The organism is Desulfacinum infernum DSM 9756, assembly GCF_900129305.1.
GTDB lineage: Bacteria > Desulfobacterota > Syntrophobacteria > Syntrophobacterales > DSM-9756 > Desulfacinum > Desulfacinum infernum.
This window is the reverse complement of record NZ_FQVB01000043.1, coordinates 12,868-30,159: the sequence shown is the minus strand read 5'-3', so window position 1 is coordinate 30,159 and position 17,292 is coordinate 12,868. Positions and strand designations below refer to the sequence as shown.

Below are 17,292 nucleotides of genomic sequence, written 5' to 3'. Positions count from 1 at the left end.
AGGGGATGCAAAGATGCCCTGAGGCGGGTGGACCAGGCCATCAAGGAGGGTTACCGCTATGTGGTGGATGCGGACATTCGCGCCTACTTTGACAACATTGACCATGAGAGACTGAAGGCCGATGTGAGGGAATCGATCGCAGACGGACGGGTGCTGGCATTGATTGAGGCGTTTCTCAAGCAGGATGTTCTGGAGTCAATGAAGGCCTGGACGCCGGAATCAGGGACTCCTCAAGGAGCAGTGATCAGCCCCCTACTGGCCAACCTCTACCTGAATGGGTTGGACCACGCGATGGCCAAGGCAGGGTATCTGATGATCCGCTACGCGGATGACTTTGTGGTGCTGTGTCGAAGCCGCGAGGAAGCCGAGCAAGCACTTGAGCTTGTTGGGCACCAAGTGGACCAACGAGGGTTAAGCCTTCATCCGGAAAAGACCCACGTTGTGGATCTGGAGGAAGCTGGAGCTGGATTTGATTTTCTGGGCTACCACTTTACGCGGACCAAACATTGGCCACGAAAGAAAAGCTTGAAAAAGCTCAAGGATGCGATCCGCCAGAAGACACGACGCACGAACGGGGCGAGCCTCCAAAGGATTATTAGGGATGTGAACCGCAGCCTTCGTGGATGGATGGAATACTTCAAACACTCCTCCAGGTGGACGTTTCCCCGTCTCGACTCATGGGTTCGTCGGCGGCTGCGCAGTATTCTGCGTAAGCGCAGCGGACGAAAGGGGATCAGCCGAGGCCGCGATCATAACAGATGGCCGAATGTTTTCTTTGAGCGCCATGGGTTGTACAGCCTCGTGGCAGCCCATCGCGCAATGCTCCAGTCCTCAACGGGGTAAAACCACCAACCGGAGAGCCGTATGCGGGAGATCCGCACGTACGGTTCGGAGGGGGGAGGGACTCGGCAACGAGTCCTTCCTACCCCTATCGCCATAACGGACAGGCGTCTTCCACGGGGGCAACGGCGTTCGTGGATGGCCTCGCGGCCGCTCACTCAGGAAGAAGCGCCGTCCACGTCCTTGAGGGCGGCCCGGGCGGCCCGGATGAGGTTGTCGAACGTTTCCGACCGGTAAGGATCCACGCCGCCGCAGCCCGCGTCCCCCATCTTGTCGAAGACGAACTCCTCTTCCATGTAGTCCAAGAGGGCGCGGGTGGCCGAGATGAGCTTTTCCACGGCATCGGTCATAGGGCGCCTCCCATTCTTTTCGGGGCTTCGGCTTTTTCCTGCTGCCCGGTCCGGGGGCTAGAAGGGTGCCGGCAACGACCGGTTTTTGGTGAGAAGGGTCCTTGCACCGGCCATGCACCCGGACCGTGGGGGTGAAGCATCGTTCGCCCCTACGGGGGCCTGCTTCCAAACGGTGTGCTTCATCCCTCGTTGTGACGGAATTCCCCGGGATGTGGGTTAATATCTTTTCTGTTATCGGTGTTTTGGCCGGGACATGCGCCTCCGATGGGCGCTGGAAGTAGGGGCGGTTCGGGAACAGCCCCTACAGAACAACGGAGACACCCTCCCCAAGAGGGGAGCAAGCTCCCTCGGCCGAACGCTGCGGCCCTTCAGAGCCCCAGGTCCTGATGGATGAGAACCACGTGGATGCGCCCCTTGGGAAAGGACCTTTCGGTGATGGCCCACGTGTTGCAAATCCGATCCGGGCTGTTGCAGTCCATGCAGGTACCGGTCTTCCGGCATGGCGTTCTGAACCCTTCGTGCCGCATGGCGTTCAGGGGTGCGGCGCGGGTTCGAATCCGTTCCCGGGCGGCTGCCAGATCCGGAACGATCTTGTTTCGACCCACCAGGACCACCACGTGTCGGGGGCCGAAGATGAGCCCCGCCACCCGGTTGCCCACCATGTCCAGGTTCACCAGTTGGCCGGTTTCCGTCACGGCGTTGGTGCCGGTCAGGAAAAGATCCACCAGAAGGGCTTGGCGCCTTCTCTCGAGGATCTCCGGCCGGGGCACTCCGGGCTCGAAGGTCCGGATCAGCCGGATGTGATCGATGCGGGCGATGGATTCCAGGATGCCGCAGGCGTGCAGGGTCATGGAATCCCCCCAGGACACGCTGCGGGGTCGGATCTCCGCCTCGACGCGATCCATCACGATCCCACGGGCCTCCTCCGGGTCGGAAACGATGGAAACCCGGAAATGGCTGCGTTCCAGGGCTTCCGCGCACCGCTCCAGGCGCTGGGCGTGAAATCGGGATGCAGGCGCCTCCATGCCGGACCTTTCTCCTTGCAACCTCAGGCAAGCCAGCGGGTCAGGAACCCCTTGGCCGCCCACAGAAACCAGGCACCGAAAAAGAGCAGGAAAACACCGCAGCAGCGGATCATCCACCGGTAGCCTCGGTCGCCCATGAACCGGGTTCCCTTGCTCACGCCCAGGGACAACAGGCTGTACCACGCATAATCCGCGGCGATGTGGCCAAGAAAGAAGGCGACGACACCCCAGGTCCCCAGTTTCATGGACGCCACCAGGTAGCCCAGCCCGATGGTGGCCCACCACAGGGTCCAGTAGGGATTGGAAAGGCTTGCCAAAACCCCCAGCACCACGGGGTGGCGGCCTTTTGAGGATGCCTCCGGATCCCGGGGATCCAGGGTGAGGGAAAGTCCGGCCGCGCTCCGCACCATGTCCACCCCCATGAAAACGAGAAAGCCGCCTCCGAAGAGGGCGATCAACCCCATGACGGAGGGCATCTTGAGGTAAGGACCCAGGCCCAGGACCACCGCCGCCACCACGACCAGTTCCAGCAGGGAGTGGCCGGTCATGAGCAGCGGTCCGGCCCGAAACCCTCTCTGGGCCGATTCGGTGATGGTGATGGTAAAGAGCGGGCCCGGCATGAGGGCCCCCGAAAGGGCCACGGTGAAGGAGCCGGCGCCCACGGCCAGAAGTTCCATCATGGTTTTGGGGCCTTTCTAGGGTTCGATGCGGCTTCCCAGGAGTTCCAGGAACTTTCGCATCCATTGGGGATGGGCGGGCCAGGCGGGTGCCGTCACCAGGTTCCCGTCCACATGGGCGTTGGTGAAGGTTTCGTTCACGTCCACCCACGTGGCGCCCGAACGCACCAGGTCCGGCTTGACCGCCGGATAGGCCGTGCACGCCCTCCCTTCCACCACCCCGGCGGCCACCAGCACCTGTTGGCCGTGGCAGATAGAGGCGATGGGCTTTCCGGCTTGGGCGAAGTGGCGGACCATCTCCAGCACCCGTTCGTTCAACCGGATGTATTCCGGCGCCCGGCCTCCGGGGATCACCAAGGCGTCGTAGTCTTCGGCCTTCACCTCGTCGAAGGTGGCGTTCAAAAGGAAGTTGTGGCCGGGTTTTTCGCTGTAGGTCTGGTCCCCCTCGAAATCGTGCACCGCTGTTCGCACCGTCTCGCCGGCCTTCTTGCCCGGGCAGACGGCATGGACCGTATGGCCCACCATGAGAAGCATCTGAAACGGGACCATCACTTCGTAGTCTTCCACAAAATCGCCCACGAGCATGAGGATCTTCTTGGCTGCCATGGGTTCTCCTTTTCTGGCTTCATTTGTTCGTGCCAATGGGATGGTTGAGTCTGGCTGTCAATAGACGCCAAGAATCAGCTTCCCTTTTCCTAACAGTATGGGTTTTTCATTTTGATTCGCTGGCCAGGTGACTGCTTTGACTGTTACATAGTATAGATTGCCCCTCCCCCCGGAACACGGTGGCATGTATGCTCCTGCCTTGTCCCAGTCGGGCTTTCTATGCGCTGAAACAAGAAAAAATCCGTCTGGAAGATCAAATGTGTGTCCGGGGACGGAAGGAACAATAACTTCTTGTGTTTCTTTTGGAATCCTAAAACCTATCTTTCCATGTCCTCCATTGGCCATGGGAAGATAGTCTCTGTCGCTATATTCAAAAATGAGTGCGTTAGCCTCTGATGGTATGTTGCTTACTATGAGTCTTGGTGTTGAACCGTTCCCACCAAATCGAAGGCATTGCTGTCCGTCGGGTATTCTCTTACCATTCCAGTTGGGGTCGGCAAAATGAACGTCAAGGGTCACGATATTGGCTGCTTCCATGTAGTTTCCAGTTGTCGAGCACGCGCAGGCAAGAATGATTACGCCGAGCAGTGTTACTGTAATCTGGCAACTCTTTTTGATGTTCATTTCTTGCTGCCCTCTTCACCCGTTCGAAGTCTAGAATTCCTGGAAGATATAAACCTTCGGGGGAATCTACAGCGAAAGAGGACGCCGCCCAGAAGCTGTCCGGCGAAAAACGCCCCGATGAGCACCGGGAAGGTAGCCAGACGCCAGCCCATGCCGGACAGGATCCGCAGGCCCACCACCAGGGGCACGGGAAGGTGGATGGCCAGAAACCACGCCGTGGAAAAGCGTTGCACCTGAGCGCGCCAGTAACCGAAGGGGAGATTGAGGCACAAAACGATGGCCGCCACCGCCGTGAGGCTCAGATGCAGGTTCGGAAGGGACATGGGAACGCCGATCCTCCGTCGTTCGGCCGGATTCAATGTGCTGGAGACCCGTGATAAGATCCCTTTTCGGCCATCCTTAGCCCGGGCGGGGAATCTCGTCAAGAAGGGATCGAGCCTTGCTCCCGGCGGCCAATCGGGATAAGGAAGGAATGCCGGAAGGAGCGGACCAAGCGGGCAATCCGTTTTCGTAGGGGCGGGCTTTACGCCCGCCCGTCAGGTCTCGGGAGGAACGCGTGCCGATTCTCAAACAGTGCACCATGGACTTTTTCGAACAGGAGCGGGACCGTATCCAGACGGTCATTGTGCCCTGCGGGTCGTTGGAAGAGCACGGGCCGCACCTGCCGCTGGGAACGGACACCCTGCACGCCGAGGCCCTGGCCGAAGCCGTGGCGGAACGATACCCGGTCTGGTCGGCTCCCCCCTTGTGGTACGGGCTGTGCCGCAGCTCCAGCGGACATCCCGGCACGGTGGGGATAAAGAGCACCACCCTTCGCGCCCTGCTCATGGACGTGGTGGAGGGGTTCTACCGGCAGGGGATGCGCTCGGTGGTGGTCCTGAGCGGCCATGCGGGAGGCACCCACATGGCCGCGCTGGTGGACGCCGGAGAGGAGCTCCTGGAGCGGTGCCCCCACCTTCGCATGGCCGTCCTGTCCGTGCTGGACCTGGGAAAGGCCGCCTGGGCCGCCATCCAGGAAACGCCTAAGGATTCCCATGCGGGAGAAGTGGAAACCTCACTCATGCTGTACCTGTATCCCCACTGGGTGCAGGGGACGGCCGAGGAGGCCTATCCCACCTTCCCGGCCCACATCCTGGTTCGCAACAAACGGGCCTATTGGCATTCGGGGGTGTGGGGCAATCCCAAGGCGGCGAGCAAGGACAAGGGAAAACGGCTCATGGAGGCCTCCATCGCGGCCTTGATTGAGCTCATTGAAAAACTGAACGCGTGGGAAGAGCCGACCCATTCATGACAAGAGCATCGAAGCAACACATGAGCGCCCCGAAGCGGCCAAAAGCCCAAACCCTCGGACAACTTCTCAAGCCCGAACTGCTGGCTCCCGCCGGACACCTGGAGGCCTTCTGGGCGGCCGTGGAAAGCGGGGCGGACGCCGTCTATTTGGGGCTGAAACGGCTGAGTGCGCGGGCCCACGCCGCCAACTTTTCCCTTGAGGACCTGAGCCGGCTGCTTCCCTTTGCCAGGTCTCGGAAGGTGGCGGTTTATACGGCGCTCAACAGCGCCGTGACGGCGTCGGAGGTGCCGGAGCTGCTGGACACCCTCCAGGCCCTTTCGGACCTGGAGGTGGACGCGCTCATCGTGCAGGATCCCGCCCTTTTCTTTCTCTGCCGGCGGTTCTTCCCGCACCTGAAGCTGCATGCCAGCACCTTGGCGGCGGTTCACAACAGCTCCGGCGTGCGTGCGCTGAAAAGGCTGGGAGCGCGCCGGGTGGTGCTGGCCCGGGAATTGGGCATGGAGGAGCTTCGGGCCATCTGCCGGTCGGCGGACGTGGAACTGGAGATGTTCGTCCACGGTGCCCTCTGCTTTTCCATCTCGGGGCTGTGCCTAGCCAGCAGTTTCCGCGGGGGCCACAGCGGTCTCCAGGGCAGATGTGTCCAGCCGTGCCGCCTGCGCTTCCGCCAAGGCCGAAAGGAGGGCTACTTCTTTTCGTGCAGCGATTTTTCCGCCCTTCCCCGGATTCCGGAGCTCATGAAACTGGGCATCGCGTCCTTGAAGATCGAAGGGCGCATGAAGGACGCCGAATACATCGCAACGGTGGTCCAGGCCTACCGCCGGGTGCTGGACGCTCCACCGCAAGCGGCCCGCGAAGCGATCCGGGAGGCCACGGAGCAGCTGGCCCTTTCTCCGGCCCGACGCCTGACGGACGGGTTTCTGGGACCGTCTCCCACTGAAACCGTGCTGAATCCCCACCGGTCCGGATCCAGCGGACTGTGGGTGGGAACCGTCGTCAAGGTGGAGGACAGCCGTCTGGTGGTGGACCTTCGACGGTCCGTACAGGCCGGCGACCGACTCCGACCGGAATCGGCCGAAGGCCGGGAAAAGGGCCCCTTTGTGGTCCGCGCCCTGCAATCGGTTTCGGGAGAACCTTTGGAGCAGACGCCTCCCAAAGGACCGGCGGTGCTGGTGACCTCCGGAACTGCGGCGGCTGCGGGAGAACGCCTCTTTCGCATCGGAAGAAAGCCCACCGCCCCCGGGGAAATTTGGAAGAGGATCCAGCGGGAAGGCCATCGACCTGTCGGCTTTTCCAAGAAATTCCCGGGTGACGGCTGGATTCCGGAAGAAATGGCCGATGTGGGGCCGAAGGCTCGGCGCCTGACCGAAGGCCTGGTGGTCAAGATCCAACATCACGCGGATTTGAGCCGGGCCTTGCAGTCGCCCGCCCAATGGATCTTCTGCGTCGCCACTAAGGAAAATCTGGAACGCCTGGCCAAGGGAAGACTTCATTCGGCCCAGAAAAGGCGCTTCGGCTGGTCCCTTCCCCCGGTGATCCTGGAAAAGGACGTGGATTACTATCGGAAGGCGACGGCCTGGTTCGCGGCCCGCGGATTCCGCACCTGGGAGATCAACAACTGGGGACATCTGGACTGGCTGACCGGGTTGGACGGGGTGCGGCTTTGGGCCGGATCCCGCATGAATGTCCGCAATAAGGCGGCCATGGCGGCCCTGGCGGACGTCGGCTGCACCCACACGGTCCTTTCCCAGGAAGTGACCGGCGAGGAGCTCCGGGAGCTCGTGACGGACCCCCTGCCGGCTTTCCCGGTGGTGACGGTTTACGGTCGCCCGTTTCTCTTCCTGTCCCGACTGCAGCCTTCGGTCCTGACCGGAGTGCCGGTGCGGACGGCCCGGGGCGATCAGTACATCATGGAAAGGCAGGGCCCCCTGACGGCCGTCTTCGCCGATCACCCTTTCTGCTGGTTTGAAAAACTTCCGGAACTCCGAGCCATGGGCTACCGCCTTTTCCTCATGGACCTGAGCGAAGGGGGCTCCCGACTGGAAGATAAGGACTGGCAGCGGCTCTTGAGCGGCTTCAAACGCCACCGGGCCGATGCCCCCTATTCCCTTTTCAACTACGAACGCCGGGCCGTACCGGAAGGGAAAGCTAAACGGGAGAAGGGATAAAGGGCTATGGGGTATGGATGCGGGAAGGCAGTTCGGATTCTCAGTAATCCTGTCCCCCGCGGCGCCTTTCCCCTTTTACCTCTTCCCTTTCGCCTTTAACCTTTCACCTTTGCCCTTTCACCTTCAAAGGATTGAGTGATGCCGCCGTTTGTCCATCTTCACGTGCACAGTCAATACAGCCTCCTGGACGGGGCCATCCGCCTGGGGGATCTGATCGAGACGGCCAAGGGCTTCGGAATGCCCGCCGTGGCCGTGACCGACCACGGGAACATGTTCGGGGCCCTGGAATTCTACGAAAAGGCCAAGAAGGTCGGGATCAAGCCGATCATCGGCTGCGAGATCTACCTGGCTCCCCGGAGTCGGCACGAACGTCAGCCGGCCACGGGCAACGCCGGGGATGAGGATCGCAACTACCACTTGGTGCTCCTGGCCAAGGATCTCACCGGCTACAAGAATCTCATGAAGCTGGTCAGTCTGGCTCATCTGGAGGGCTTTTATTACAAGCCCCGGGCCGACAAGGAGCTGCTTCGCCGATACAACGAAGGGCTGGTGGCCCTTTCCGCCTGCCTCAAGGGGGAAGTGGCCTTTCATCTGACCCGCAACCGTCCCGAATCGGCGGCCAAGGCGGCCCTGGAGTACCAGGAGATCTTCGGGCCGGAGAATTACTATCTGGAAATCCAGGCCAACGGCATTCCCGAGCAGGCCATTGTGAACGAAAGGCTCATCGCCCTGGGAAAAGAGCTGGGCATTCCCGTGGTGGCCACCAACGACTGCCACTACCTGAAAAAGGGCGATGCACGGGCCCACGAGATCCTGCTCTGCATCCAGACCGGCAAGAACGTGCTGGATGAGAAGCGCATGAAATTCAGCACGGACCAGCTCTACTTCAAGTCTCCCGACGAGATGGCCCGGGAATTCGCCCATGTGCCCGAAGCCCTGGAGAACACGGTCCGGATCGCCGACATGTGCTCCCTGGAGATCCCCCTGGGCGAGTATCACTTTCCCGTTTTTCCGCTGCAGAACGGCGAGTCCATCGAGGACCGGTTCGAACGGACGGTGGAGGAAGGGTTCCGACGGCGCTTGGAGGAAATCCGGTATCGACGTGCCGACTTTTCCGACACGGACCGGGAGGAATACGAAAAACGGCTTCGCTACGAGATGGACGTGATCAAGGAGATGGGCTTCGCCGCCTATTTTCTCATCGTGGCGGATTTCATCAGCTACGCCAAGAACAAGGGCATTCCCGTGGGACCGGGGCGTGGGTCCGCCGCCGGCAGCCTGGTGGCCTACGTCATGGGGATCACGGACCTGGATCCCATCGAACACGGTCTCATCTTCGAGCGCTTCCTCAACAAGGAGCGCATCAGCATGCCCGATATCGACGTGGACTTCTGCGTCCTGGGCCGCGATGAGGTTTTCCGCTACGTGGCGGAAAAGTACGGCAAGGAGCAGGTGGCCCACATCACCACCTTCGGGACCATGCAGGCCAAGGCCGTCATTCGGGACGTGGGCCGGGCCCTGGCCATGCCCTACAACGAGGTGGACAAGATCGCCAAGCTCATTCCCGCCTCTCCCGGGATGACCCTGAAGAAGGCCTTCGAACAGGAGCCGCGCCTGGCGGAACTTCAGCGGGACGACCCCCAGATGAAGGAGCTCTTCGAGATCGCCTTCGCCCTGGAGGGCCTCACCCGGCATGCGTCCACCCATGCGGCGGGGGTGGTGATCGGTGACAAGCCCATCGTGGAATACATGCCGCTCTACCGGGACCAGGAAGGGGAGGTGGTCACCCAATTTTCCATGAAGTACGTGGAAAAGGCGGGCCTCATCAAGTTCGACTTCCTGGGCCTTCGAAACCTCACGGTGATCCACAACGCCGTGGATCTGATCCGAAAGAACCACGGCGTGGAGCTGGACATGCAGCGCCTGCCCCTGGACGATCCCAAGACGTTCGAGCTGCTGTGCCGAGCGGACACCACGGGGGTCTTCCAGCTGGAAAGCTCGGGCATGCGCGACATCCTGGTGCGGCTTCGCCCGGAAAACTTCGCCGACATCGTGGCCCTGGTGGCCCTCTACCGGCCGGGTCCCATCGAAAGCGGCATGGTGGACAACTACATCGACGGCAAACACGGCCGCATCCCCATCACCTACGAACTGGAGCAGCTCCGGCCCATCCTGGAACCCACCTACGGCGTGATCCTCTACCAGGAACAGGTGATGAAGATCGCCAGCGTGCTGGCCAACTACAGCCTGGGAGAGGCGGACATCCTGCGCCGGGCCATGGGCAAGAAGATCCCTGAGGTCATGGCGGCCCAGCGGGAACGGTTCCTGGCCGGAGCCAAGGAAAACGGGATCGACCTGGCCAAGGCCAACCACATCTTCGATCTCATGGAAAAGTTCGCCGGGTACGGCTTCAACAAGTCCCATAGCGCCGCCTACGCCCTCATCGCCTACCAGACCGCCTATCTCAAGGCCCACTATCCGGTGGAATTCATGGCGGCCCTGCTCAACAGCTTCCTGAGCAGCACCGACCAGGTGGTGAAGCTCATCAACGAATGCCGTGAGAAGGGCATCCAGGTGCTGCCCCCGGACGTGAACGTGAGCGAGCGGGACTTTACCGTGGTGGAAGGAAAGATCCGCTTTGGACTGGGCGCGGTGAAAAACGTGGGCGAAGCTGCCATCGAGGGGATTCTGGCCGTGCGGACCAAGGACGGTCCGTTCCGATCCATCTTCGACTTCTGCGACCGCGTGGACACCTCCCGGGTGAACCGAAGGGTTCTGGAGCAGCTCATCAAATGCGGTGCCTTCGATTCCATCCACCCGGACCGGGCCCGCACCTTGGCCGCCCTGGACGAGGCCCTGGAAAAGGCCCAGGCGCGCCAGCGGGACCGCCAGAGCGGCCAGATCAACATGTTCGACCTGCTTCGGGCCAAATCCAAGGCAAAGCGGGCCGAACCCAAGCTTCCCGACGTTCCTTCCTGGGACACCCGGACCGCGCTCCAGTTCGAAAAGGAGGCCCTGGGCTTCTACATTTCCGGCCATCCCCTGGACCACTACCGCGACCAGATCGCCAAGCTCTGCACGGCGGACACCCAAAAAGTGCGGGAAAGAAAGGACGGGACCAAGGCCATCCTGTGCGGGTTGATTTCCGTGACCAAGGAACTCACCACCAAGAAGGGCGAGCGAATGGCCTTCCTGAGCCTGGAAGACAAGGAAGGCACCCTGGAAGTGGTGGCCTTTCCGGAGGTGTTCAGCCGGGCCCGGGAACTTCTCCAGGGCGACGACCCGCTGGTGGTCCTGGGAACCATCCAGCACGACGAAAAGGGGTCCAAGGTCCTGGCCGACCACATCCTTTCCCTGGACGACGCCCAGACCCAGACGGTGGAGGCCGTGCACATCCACCTGAGCGCGGACCGGCTGGACCGCGACGCCCTGGAGCGGCTCCGGCATCTGCTGGTGACCCATCCGGGCCAGTGCGACGCCGTGCTCCACATCGACGTGGAAGGACAGGCCGAAGCGGTCATCGCCCTCAATCCCAAACTCCAGGTGAATCCCACCACGTCCTTTCTGGAAGACATGACGCAGCATTTCGGGGAGGATTGCGTGGATCTGGCCATGAAGGTCTGTCGGGCGTAGGAGGGAAGAGGGGCGAAAGGTCAAAGGGGAAAGGCTAAAGCCTGAATTGGACGGTTCTTTCTCATGGACAGGTCCTGAAGGGCGGGCGTAAAGCCCGCCCCTACAAAAAGCCCCGGACCCATTGGGTAGGGGCGGGGTTTATCCCCGCCCGCTAATCACGCGGTGTAAGAGACACCCGAAGAAAAAATCGCTCAGATTAGGTAAAGGTAAAAGGTCAAAGGCGAAAGGGGGGTGCGAACCGCTCCTGGGAGCCTGTCGGAAAACCTTAGGGATGCCTGCTTTTCTCGTGTAGCGCAGCCCTTTAGGGCTGCGGAGGAACCCTCGCATGTTGGATTGGCCATCGCTCATTTCCCGTCACTTCATGGGGTTACCTTGACCCTTCCCGCGGGGCTGAAGCCCCGCGGCTACGAAGTGATTGGAAATTCCCGGCCTCTTGAGCCTGAAAACCATTCTCGGACAGGCTCCTAATGCGGGCGTGTCGAAGTGGGGAATTCTCTATCAAGTCTTCGGCCTTCGAAGGGCGAGCCGTTTGGGGAGGTGGATGTCATGATCGATGGGTATCGCTTCGGAGCCATGGAAATCGGGGGAACCACCTATCAGGCGGATCTCAAGATCGTGAGAGGACGGGTGGTGGCTGATTGGTGGCGCCGGGAAGGGCACAAGGTGTGCGTGGACGACATCCGGGACATCCTGGAAGCCCGCCCCAAGGTTCTGGTTATCGGCCGCGGAAAGCCGGGATTCATGAAGCCTGGAAACGACGTGCGCCGGGTCTGTTCCGAGATGGGAATCCGGCTGGTGGATGAGCCCACGGAATCGGCCGTGCGCACCTTCAACGAACTGGTGGCCTCGGGCGAAGACGCCGCCGCGGCCTTTCATCTGACCTGCTGAAGGCGGGAGTCCGCCGAGGCCGTCTCGGCACGGCGCTTACCCGTCCGGTGTAGGTGCGAAAAATCTTTCGCCCCTACAGACGGGGCCACTGCGGAAGCTCGAAGGACCCTCCCTGTGGGAGGGGAGCTCCCGCAGCAAGACGCCACTCCGGTGCAGGCTGTTTCGTCCATGGGAGCGGAGCAGAAAAAGGGCCCGATCGTTCGTTTCGACGAGGAATCCATGACACAGGAAATGATCTTTGTGGAAACCACGGCGCGGGAGCAGCGCAAGGACTTGTGCCGCTGGGCGGAGTACTTTGCCGAGCAGGGAAAAAGGGTCTTGGTCCTCACCGACTCCACCCTGGGGGCCCAGCACCTGGATCAGCTCCTGTGGAGCTTTTCCCAGCCCAGTTTCGTGCCCCATCGCATCGTGGTGGAGGCGGAGCCGAACGCGTCCTTTCCCGAGCCGGTGCTCATCGCGGTGGACCCGAGGCTTCCCCTTCCGGCGGACGTGGTCCTTTGTGACGCCTTTCCGGATCTGGACGCCCTGGGGCGTTATCCCAGCATCATGCACTTTGTGCCCTTGGACGATGAGCAGAGGAAGCAGGAGAGCCGGCGTCTCTGGATGGAAGCCAAGGCCCGGGGCTGGGAGCTGAAGCACGCGGCCGCTTCCCGCCGAGGCGGAAATCCCAAAAAGTGATGGAGGGACCTCTATCCATGGGTCTTTTGGATTATCCCAAGCAGCTCTACTACGAATACGGCAGTCGACTGGCGATTTTTCTCATCAACCGCAGGCTCCGCAAGAAGGGCCTGGATCCGGGAGCCTGGCTCGTGCTGGCGCGCCTTTACGAGGTGCGAAAGGACTGGCCCCGGGCCGTTCAAACACTGGACAGGGCCCTCAAGATCTATCCGGGCAACGCCGCTCTGGAGGCCCACCGAAGCCGCATCCGGGACCTGGCGCGCCAAGCCGGCTCCGGCCCTGCGTGAGAAGTTCTGTCGGGGGACAATGGGCCGTTGTCTACCCGCTCCCTTGCCCCTTGTCGCCCCCCGCCTTCCGCGGCAAGGGTGTGGAGGGTAAGAAAACGCCGTCTTCCAGTTGGCGGGTGCGCTCCGCGATCACGTCCAGAAGCTTTCGATCCGCGGCCTCGTCCGCAACGGCCGCAAACGCCCGGTAGGCGGCCAGTGCTTCCTTTGACTTTCCGGCGCGGTCCAGGGCTAGAGCCTTGTAGTAGTAGGCCTCGTGAAGGTTCGGGTCGATTTCCAGGGCGGCTTCATAGGCTAGAACCGCCTGGACGAAGGCGCCTCGCCGTGAATCAAGAAAGCCCCGGAGCAGAAAAAGCCGTGGCTCGACCGCTTGGTGCTTTCGAACCACCTCTTCCAGCAACTTTCCCGCCTCCTCGTCTTTGCCCCGCCGAAGGAGATCTTCCACCTGGTCCAAAGCGGCAGGCAGGCCATTGCCCGACTCGGTGTCCCCCGTAGAGGGAAAGGTGCCGCCGGCCCACCTTTTCAGAACCGCCGACAGCAGCAGTCGCTGTTCGCCCGGCAGGGGCATGAGGGGGATCGTATAACGTCCTCCGGACCGCAGTTCCAGAATCAGGTGACAGGGGCCGGCCGCATGAACGGCACAAACGTCCCGGCGTCGGAAGGTTCTGACGAACAGGGGAAAGGGGCCAAAAGCCAGCCAATCGCCTGAAATCACCGCATAAGGCGCATGGAGAATCCATAGGGCGAAAAGGAGCCAGGGAAGGGAGGCGAACCAGAGGGCGACGGCAAGACCATGGGCCTGCGTTGTCCAGGCGCCTCCTCCGGCGGCCGTGCCGAGCAGAAACCCGGCGGCGGGGTAGAGTGCCTGGCTGGGATCCCAGCGGAACGAAAGCCTTGGCGAAGAAGCGGTCTCCATGGTGGAAAAAGCCGTCCTTTCCCTCGTGGCAAGCTTTCATGGTTGCAGCGGTCGGAAACGAAGCGCTGAAGGGCTCTTCGAACCCTTTGGCGCTCCTTTCATCCCCCTGCCCTGATAGAGGTTTCTACCACAATTATCAATCTTCGCACCATCTGCACTTCGCCCCTCGGACCGCCATCCAAGCCGGGACAGGAGAGGCTCTTTCGCCCTTTGCCGGCACAAAATTGTGCCGGCAAAGGGCGATGAAGACAAATTTGAACCCGGCGAACAGACTCGGCCAAGGAGGGTCTTCATGGAGCATGTCCTGGTATTCCATGAGGTTAAACGGAGGCTCGTCTTCTGGTACGGGGATTGCCTTGGTGAGGGGGCGCAACCGGTTGCACGTGGGATTTCGTTTGAGATGACAAGTTGCGGAGGAAGATGGGGATGGAAAAGAAGAAGATTGGCGGTGTGGAGTATTCATGCGTGGACCCTTCCTATTTCGAAAGGCGCGGGCTGAAGAGGTACGCCCGCGTCTGGCATCTGTGGGCCCTGGGCGTGGGGGCGGTTATTTCGGGAGATTTCTTCGGATGGAACTTCGGATTGGCGGCGGGGGGATTTGGAGGGCTTTTACTGGCCAATGTGATCATTACCCTCATGTACTTGGGGCTTTGTTTCAGCATTGCGGAGATGACCGCTGCACTACCCCACACGGGCGGCGCCTATTCCTTCGCCCGGTGCGCCATGGGCCCCATCGGCGGCTACGTCACGGGGCTTGCCGAGAACATGGAATATATTCTCACGCCGGCGGTGATTGTGGTGGGTATCGGCGGCTACCTGGGGGCCATCTTCGGAACGCCGGCTTCTTTCGATCCCGTCTGGTGGCTCCTGGCCTATGTTGTCTTTGTGGGACTCAACATCGCCGGCGTGGAGATTTCGTTTCGGTTTTCCGTGGTGATCACGGTGCTGGCCTTGATCATCCTCGGTGTTTTCTTTATCGGGGCCGTCCCGCTCTTTTCCTGGGATAATCTGTTCAATATCGAACCGTCGCCGGGACGATCCGTCTGGCTTCCCAAGGGGTGGACCGGCGTGTTGGGCGCGCTGCCTTTCGCCATCTGGTTTTATCTTGCCATTGAGGAACTGCCGTTGGCGGCCGAGGAGTCTCACACCCCCGTCCGAGATCTGCCCAAGGGCATTGTCTGGGGCATCGGAACCCTGGTGCTCACGGCGTTCCTAACGCTCTTTCTCAACACGGGCGTGGCGCCGGGGGCGGCCGGTCTCAGTACCAGCAACGAGCCGCTCTTTGAAGGATTTCGAAGCATTTTCGGGGACGGCGTGGGGACGCGGCTGCTTTCACTGATCGCCGTGGCGGGTCTGGTGGCCAGCTTCCATACGATCATTTTTGCTTACGGGCGCCAGATCTATTCCCTGTCGAGGGCCGGCTACTTTCCCCCGATCTTTTCCCTGACCCACGGCACGCGAAAAACTCCCCACATCTCCCTGGTCGCGGGGGCGGTGATGGGCTACGCGGTGGCTCTAGCCATCCACTACATGGGACCGGAAAGTCCGGTGGGGGCGGTCCTGCTGAACATGGCGGTCTTCGGGGCGGTCATTTCCTATGGCCTTCAGATGATCTCCTATGTCCTCTTGCGCCTTCGTTTTCCTCACATCCACAGGCCTTTCGTGAGTCCCTTCGGGTTGGTGGGGGCCGTGGGGGCTTTGGTGATCGCCCTGGTGACGCTGGTGGCCCTCTTCATTGCGGACCCTGTCTACCAGAAGGTGGTGGTCGGAGCCGCTCTCTGGTACGCCTTGGGCCTCCTTTACTTTTTTGCCTACGGGCGAAAACGGCTGGTGTTGGCCCCGGAGGAGGAGTTTGCCGTGAGTGCCCGGGGTGAATCCGCAAGCCATCTCTGAATCCAAGTGCGCGGGGGACGGCTTTGAGTGGGGGAGTGCACCTTTCCATCGGAATGGACGTGGGGACGACCACCTATCACTGGACGGTCCACCGGCTGGCTTTCGGCGTGGAAGCTGGGGGGACGTCCCGCCACGTCCTCCGGGAGGGGCGGCCGGTGGCGAGGAGTCCCGTGCGCCTGACGCCGTTCTGCGACGGGGATGTGCTCGATGAGGAAACGATCCGGCGGACCGTGGAAGCGGATCTGTTGAAAGTCGGTCTTCGCCCGCAGGATCTGGAAACGGGATCCGTGATCATCACCGGAATGGCGGCACGCAGACGAAACGCCCCCCGTCTCATCGCTTCCCTGTCGGCCCTCTTTCCACGGCTGGTGTCCACGGTGGCCGGGGCCCGGCTGGAGTCCATTCTGGCGGCGCGTGGCGCCGGCGCGGACCTGTTGTCGCGCCGGAGGCTCGCGCGGGTTCTCAACGTGGACATCGGGGGTGGGACCACGAACCTGGCTCTCTACGATTGCGGGCGGCTGGTGGGAAGCGCGTGTCTGGCATTGGGGGCCCGCCTGGTCCATTTCGACCGGGAGGGTCGCGTTCTTTCCTGGAAGGGGGAAGTGTTGGGGAAGATTCTCCGGCCGCCGCCGGACCTTCCTCCGGCGAGGGTGGACGACGACCTGCTTGAGAGGATGGGCGAAAGGGTGGTGGAGACGCTCTGGAATTTTCTCAAAGGCGGGGACCTGCCAGGGGCGGTGGTTGAGTACGATGAGATGCCCCGACGGCCGGTGCGTTTCGACACGGTGAGCTTCACCGGGGGAGTGGGGGCGCTGCTGAAGACCTGCCGGTCCATGTCCTTGACTCGCTTCAACGACTTGGGGGTTTCGCTTGCTTGCGCCGTCCGGGAACGTTTCGGGTCCTTTCCTCTCCACGAATCAAACGGGGATTCCATCCGTGCCACCTCCGTGGGGGCCTCCGTCCATCTGGTCCAGGTGGCCGGGCGTTCCGTGCACGTGACCGCCGTACAGGAGCTTCCGCTTCGGGACCTCCCCGCGATCTCGGTGCGCCTGGGGGAAGCCGCCGATTCCCGTCCCTTCCGGATGGATCCGGGCCTCAGGCCGCCCTGTGCCTACGCGGTGCGTGCGGGTCCGGGCGTGACGCTGGAAACCCTGAAAGAGCTGGCCGACCGTCTTCTCGGAGAGGTGCTGACGGGCGGAGCCCGCGTATTGGTGGTGGTTTTCGATCAAGACCTGGGAAAGATTTTCGGCCGTATTGTGCAGTCGCGGCCGAATTGGGACCCGGCCCTTCGAGTGGTGAGTATCGATTCCGTGGAGCTCCAAGACGGAGAGATTGTCGATATCGGCGCTCCCACACGAAGCGGCCTTTTGCCTGTGACGGTTAAGACCCTGCACTTCTAACGGTGAGGAAGGGAGGTGACCA

The 17,292-nt window shown here is 61.7% G+C and carries 16 protein-coding genes; 9 read left to right on the top strand and 7 right to left on the bottom strand.

Annotation, left to right across the window (positions count from 1 at the left end):
- The coding region (locus tag BUB04_RS16395) for a reverse transcriptase domain-containing protein (protein WP_143156533.1) at positions 1–843 on the top strand (843 nt) is incomplete at its 5' end.
- A 155-nt stretch (positions 844–998) separates the two neighbouring features.
- On the opposite strand, the gene BUB04_RS16390 is transcribed toward BUB04_RS16395, so the two are convergent.
- The 6 genes from BUB04_RS16390 to BUB04_RS16370 all read right to left on the bottom strand — a co-directional run bounded on the left by BUB04_RS16390 (position 999) and on the right by BUB04_RS16370 (position 4,445).
- Positions 999–1,190 carry a hypothetical protein gene (locus BUB04_RS16390; RefSeq protein ID WP_073041488.1) on the bottom strand — a complete coding sequence of 64 codons (192 nt, stop codon included), beginning with the start codon at positions 1,188–1,190 and terminating at the stop codon, positions 999–1,001.
- A 368-nt stretch (positions 1,191–1,558) separates the two neighbouring features.
- Positions 1,559–2,215 (bottom strand): lactate utilization protein, encoded by a 657-nt coding sequence (locus tag BUB04_RS16385; RefSeq protein WP_073041486.1) that lies wholly within the window; start codon positions 2,213–2,215, stop codon positions 1,559–1,561.
- A gap of 23 nt (positions 2,216–2,238) precedes the next feature.
- Positions 2,239–2,895 carry a LysE family transporter gene (locus BUB04_RS16380; protein ID WP_218588494.1) on the bottom strand — a complete coding sequence of 219 codons (657 nt, stop codon included), beginning with the start codon at positions 2,893–2,895 and terminating at the stop codon, positions 2,239–2,241.
- 15 nt (positions 2,896–2,910) lie between these two features.
- Positions 2,911–3,498, bottom strand: coding sequence for a DJ-1/PfpI family protein (locus BUB04_RS16375; protein WP_073041484.1), 588 nt, complete (start codon positions 3,496–3,498; stop codon positions 2,911–2,913).
- 57 nt (positions 3,499–3,555) lie between these two features.
- Positions 3,556–4,122 carry a hypothetical protein gene (locus BUB04_RS18880; RefSeq protein WP_143156532.1) on the bottom strand — a complete coding sequence of 189 codons (567 nt, stop codon included), beginning with the start codon at positions 4,120–4,122 and terminating at the stop codon, positions 3,556–3,558.
- Positions 4,119–4,445 (bottom strand): hypothetical protein, encoded by a 327-nt coding sequence (locus tag BUB04_RS16370; protein WP_073041482.1) that lies wholly within the window; start codon positions 4,443–4,445, stop codon positions 4,119–4,121. The genes BUB04_RS18880 and BUB04_RS16370 overlap by 4 nt, the downstream gene beginning before the upstream one ends.
- Before the next feature lie 233 nt (positions 4,446–4,678).
- Between BUB04_RS16370 and BUB04_RS16365 the strand changes: the two genes are divergently transcribed.
- The 6 genes from BUB04_RS16365 to BUB04_RS16340 all read left to right on the top strand — a co-directional run bounded on the left by BUB04_RS16365 (position 4,679) and on the right by BUB04_RS16340 (position 13,064).
- The gene (locus tag BUB04_RS16365; RefSeq protein ID WP_218588493.1) at positions 4,679–5,413 is read left to right on the top strand and encodes a creatininase family protein; all 735 of its coding nucleotides are present in this window, start codon (positions 4,679–4,681) and stop codon (positions 5,411–5,413) included.
- A complete protein-coding gene (locus BUB04_RS16360; RefSeq protein ID WP_084076590.1) occupies positions 5,410–7,578 on the top strand; it encodes a peptidase U32 family protein in 2,169 nt (722 codons plus the stop codon). The genes BUB04_RS16365 and BUB04_RS16360 overlap by 4 nt, the downstream gene beginning before the upstream one ends.
- Before the next feature lie 138 nt (positions 7,579–7,716).
- Positions 7,717–11,211, top strand: coding sequence for a DNA polymerase III subunit alpha (dnaE, locus tag BUB04_RS16355; protein WP_073041475.1), 3,495 nt, complete (start codon positions 7,717–7,719; stop codon positions 11,209–11,211).
- A gap of 546 nt (positions 11,212–11,757) precedes the next feature.
- Entirely contained in the window at positions 11,758–12,099 is a 342-nt protein-coding gene (locus BUB04_RS16350) for an Mth938-like domain-containing protein (RefSeq protein WP_073041473.1), read from the top strand.
- 219 nt (positions 12,100–12,318) lie between these two features.
- A complete protein-coding gene (locus tag BUB04_RS16345) occupies positions 12,319–12,777 on the top strand; it encodes a DNA polymerase III subunit chi (protein WP_178372025.1) in 459 nt (152 codons plus the stop codon).
- A gap of 17 nt (positions 12,778–12,794) precedes the next feature.
- Entirely contained in the window at positions 12,795–13,064 is a 270-nt protein-coding gene (locus tag BUB04_RS16340; protein WP_073041469.1) for a tetratricopeptide repeat protein, read from the top strand.
- A gap of 31 nt (positions 13,065–13,095) precedes the next feature.
- Here BUB04_RS16340 and BUB04_RS16335 read toward each other — a convergent pair whose 3' ends face one another.
- Positions 13,096–13,977: a tetratricopeptide repeat protein gene (locus BUB04_RS16335; RefSeq protein WP_073041467.1), complete on the bottom strand. Its 882-nt coding sequence runs from the start codon at positions 13,975–13,977 to the stop codon at positions 13,096–13,098.
- 426 nt (positions 13,978–14,403) lie between these two features.
- Here BUB04_RS16335 and eat point away from each other — a divergent pair, with 426 nt between their 5' ends.
- Together eat and BUB04_RS16325 are read left to right on the top strand one after the other, a co-directional pair.
- Positions 14,404–15,870, top strand: coding sequence for an ethanolamine permease (gene eat / locus BUB04_RS16330; protein ID WP_143156531.1), 1,467 nt, complete (start codon positions 14,404–14,406; stop codon positions 15,868–15,870).
- Positions 15,871–15,893: 23 nt separating this feature from the next.
- Positions 15,894–17,270, top strand: a complete 1,377-nt coding sequence (locus BUB04_RS16325; protein WP_143156530.1) for an ethanolamine ammonia-lyase reactivating factor EutA — start codon at positions 15,894–15,896, stop codon at positions 17,268–17,270.
- Positions 17,271–17,292 lie beyond the last annotated feature (22 nt).

Coding starts and splice junctions, on each gene's coding strand:
- BUB04_RS16390 (WP_073041488.1), bottom strand. CDS start 1,190: ATGACCGATGCCGTGGAAAAGCTCATCTCGGCCACCCGCGCCCTCTTG.
- BUB04_RS16370 (WP_073041482.1), bottom strand. CDS start 4,445: ATGTCCCTTCCGAACCTGCATCTGAGCCTCACGGCGGTGGCGGCCATC.
- BUB04_RS16375 (WP_073041484.1), bottom strand. CDS start 3,498: ATGGCAGCCAAGAAGATCCTCATGCTCGTGGGCGATTTTGTGGAAGAC.
- BUB04_RS16380 (WP_218588494.1), bottom strand. CDS start 2,895: ATGATGGAACTTCTGGCCGTGGGCGCCGGCTCCTTCACCGTGGCCCTT.
- BUB04_RS16335 (WP_073041467.1), bottom strand. CDS start 13,977: ATGGAGACCGCTTCTTCGCCAAGGCTTTCGTTCCGCTGGGATCCCAGC.
- eat (WP_143156531.1), top strand. CDS start 14,404: ATGGAAAAGAAGAAGATTGGCGGTGTGGAGTATTCATGCGTGGACCCT.
- dnaE (WP_073041475.1), top strand. CDS start 7,717: ATGCCGCCGTTTGTCCATCTTCACGTGCACAGTCAATACAGCCTCCTG.
- BUB04_RS16360 (WP_084076590.1), top strand. CDS start 5,410: ATGACAAGAGCATCGAAGCAACACATGAGCGCCCCGAAGCGGCCAAAA.
- BUB04_RS16350 (WP_073041473.1), top strand. CDS start 11,758: ATGATCGATGGGTATCGCTTCGGAGCCATGGAAATCGGGGGAACCACC.
- BUB04_RS16340 (WP_073041469.1), top strand. CDS start 12,795: ATGGGTCTTTTGGATTATCCCAAGCAGCTCTACTACGAATACGGCAGT.
- BUB04_RS18880 (WP_143156532.1), bottom strand. CDS start 4,122: ATGAACATCAAAAAGAGTTGCCAGATTACAGTAACACTGCTCGGCGTA.
- BUB04_RS16345 (WP_178372025.1), top strand. CDS start 12,319: ATGACACAGGAAATGATCTTTGTGGAAACCACGGCGCGGGAGCAGCGC.
- BUB04_RS16385 (WP_073041486.1), bottom strand. CDS start 2,215: ATGGAGGCGCCTGCATCCCGATTTCACGCCCAGCGCCTGGAGCGGTGC.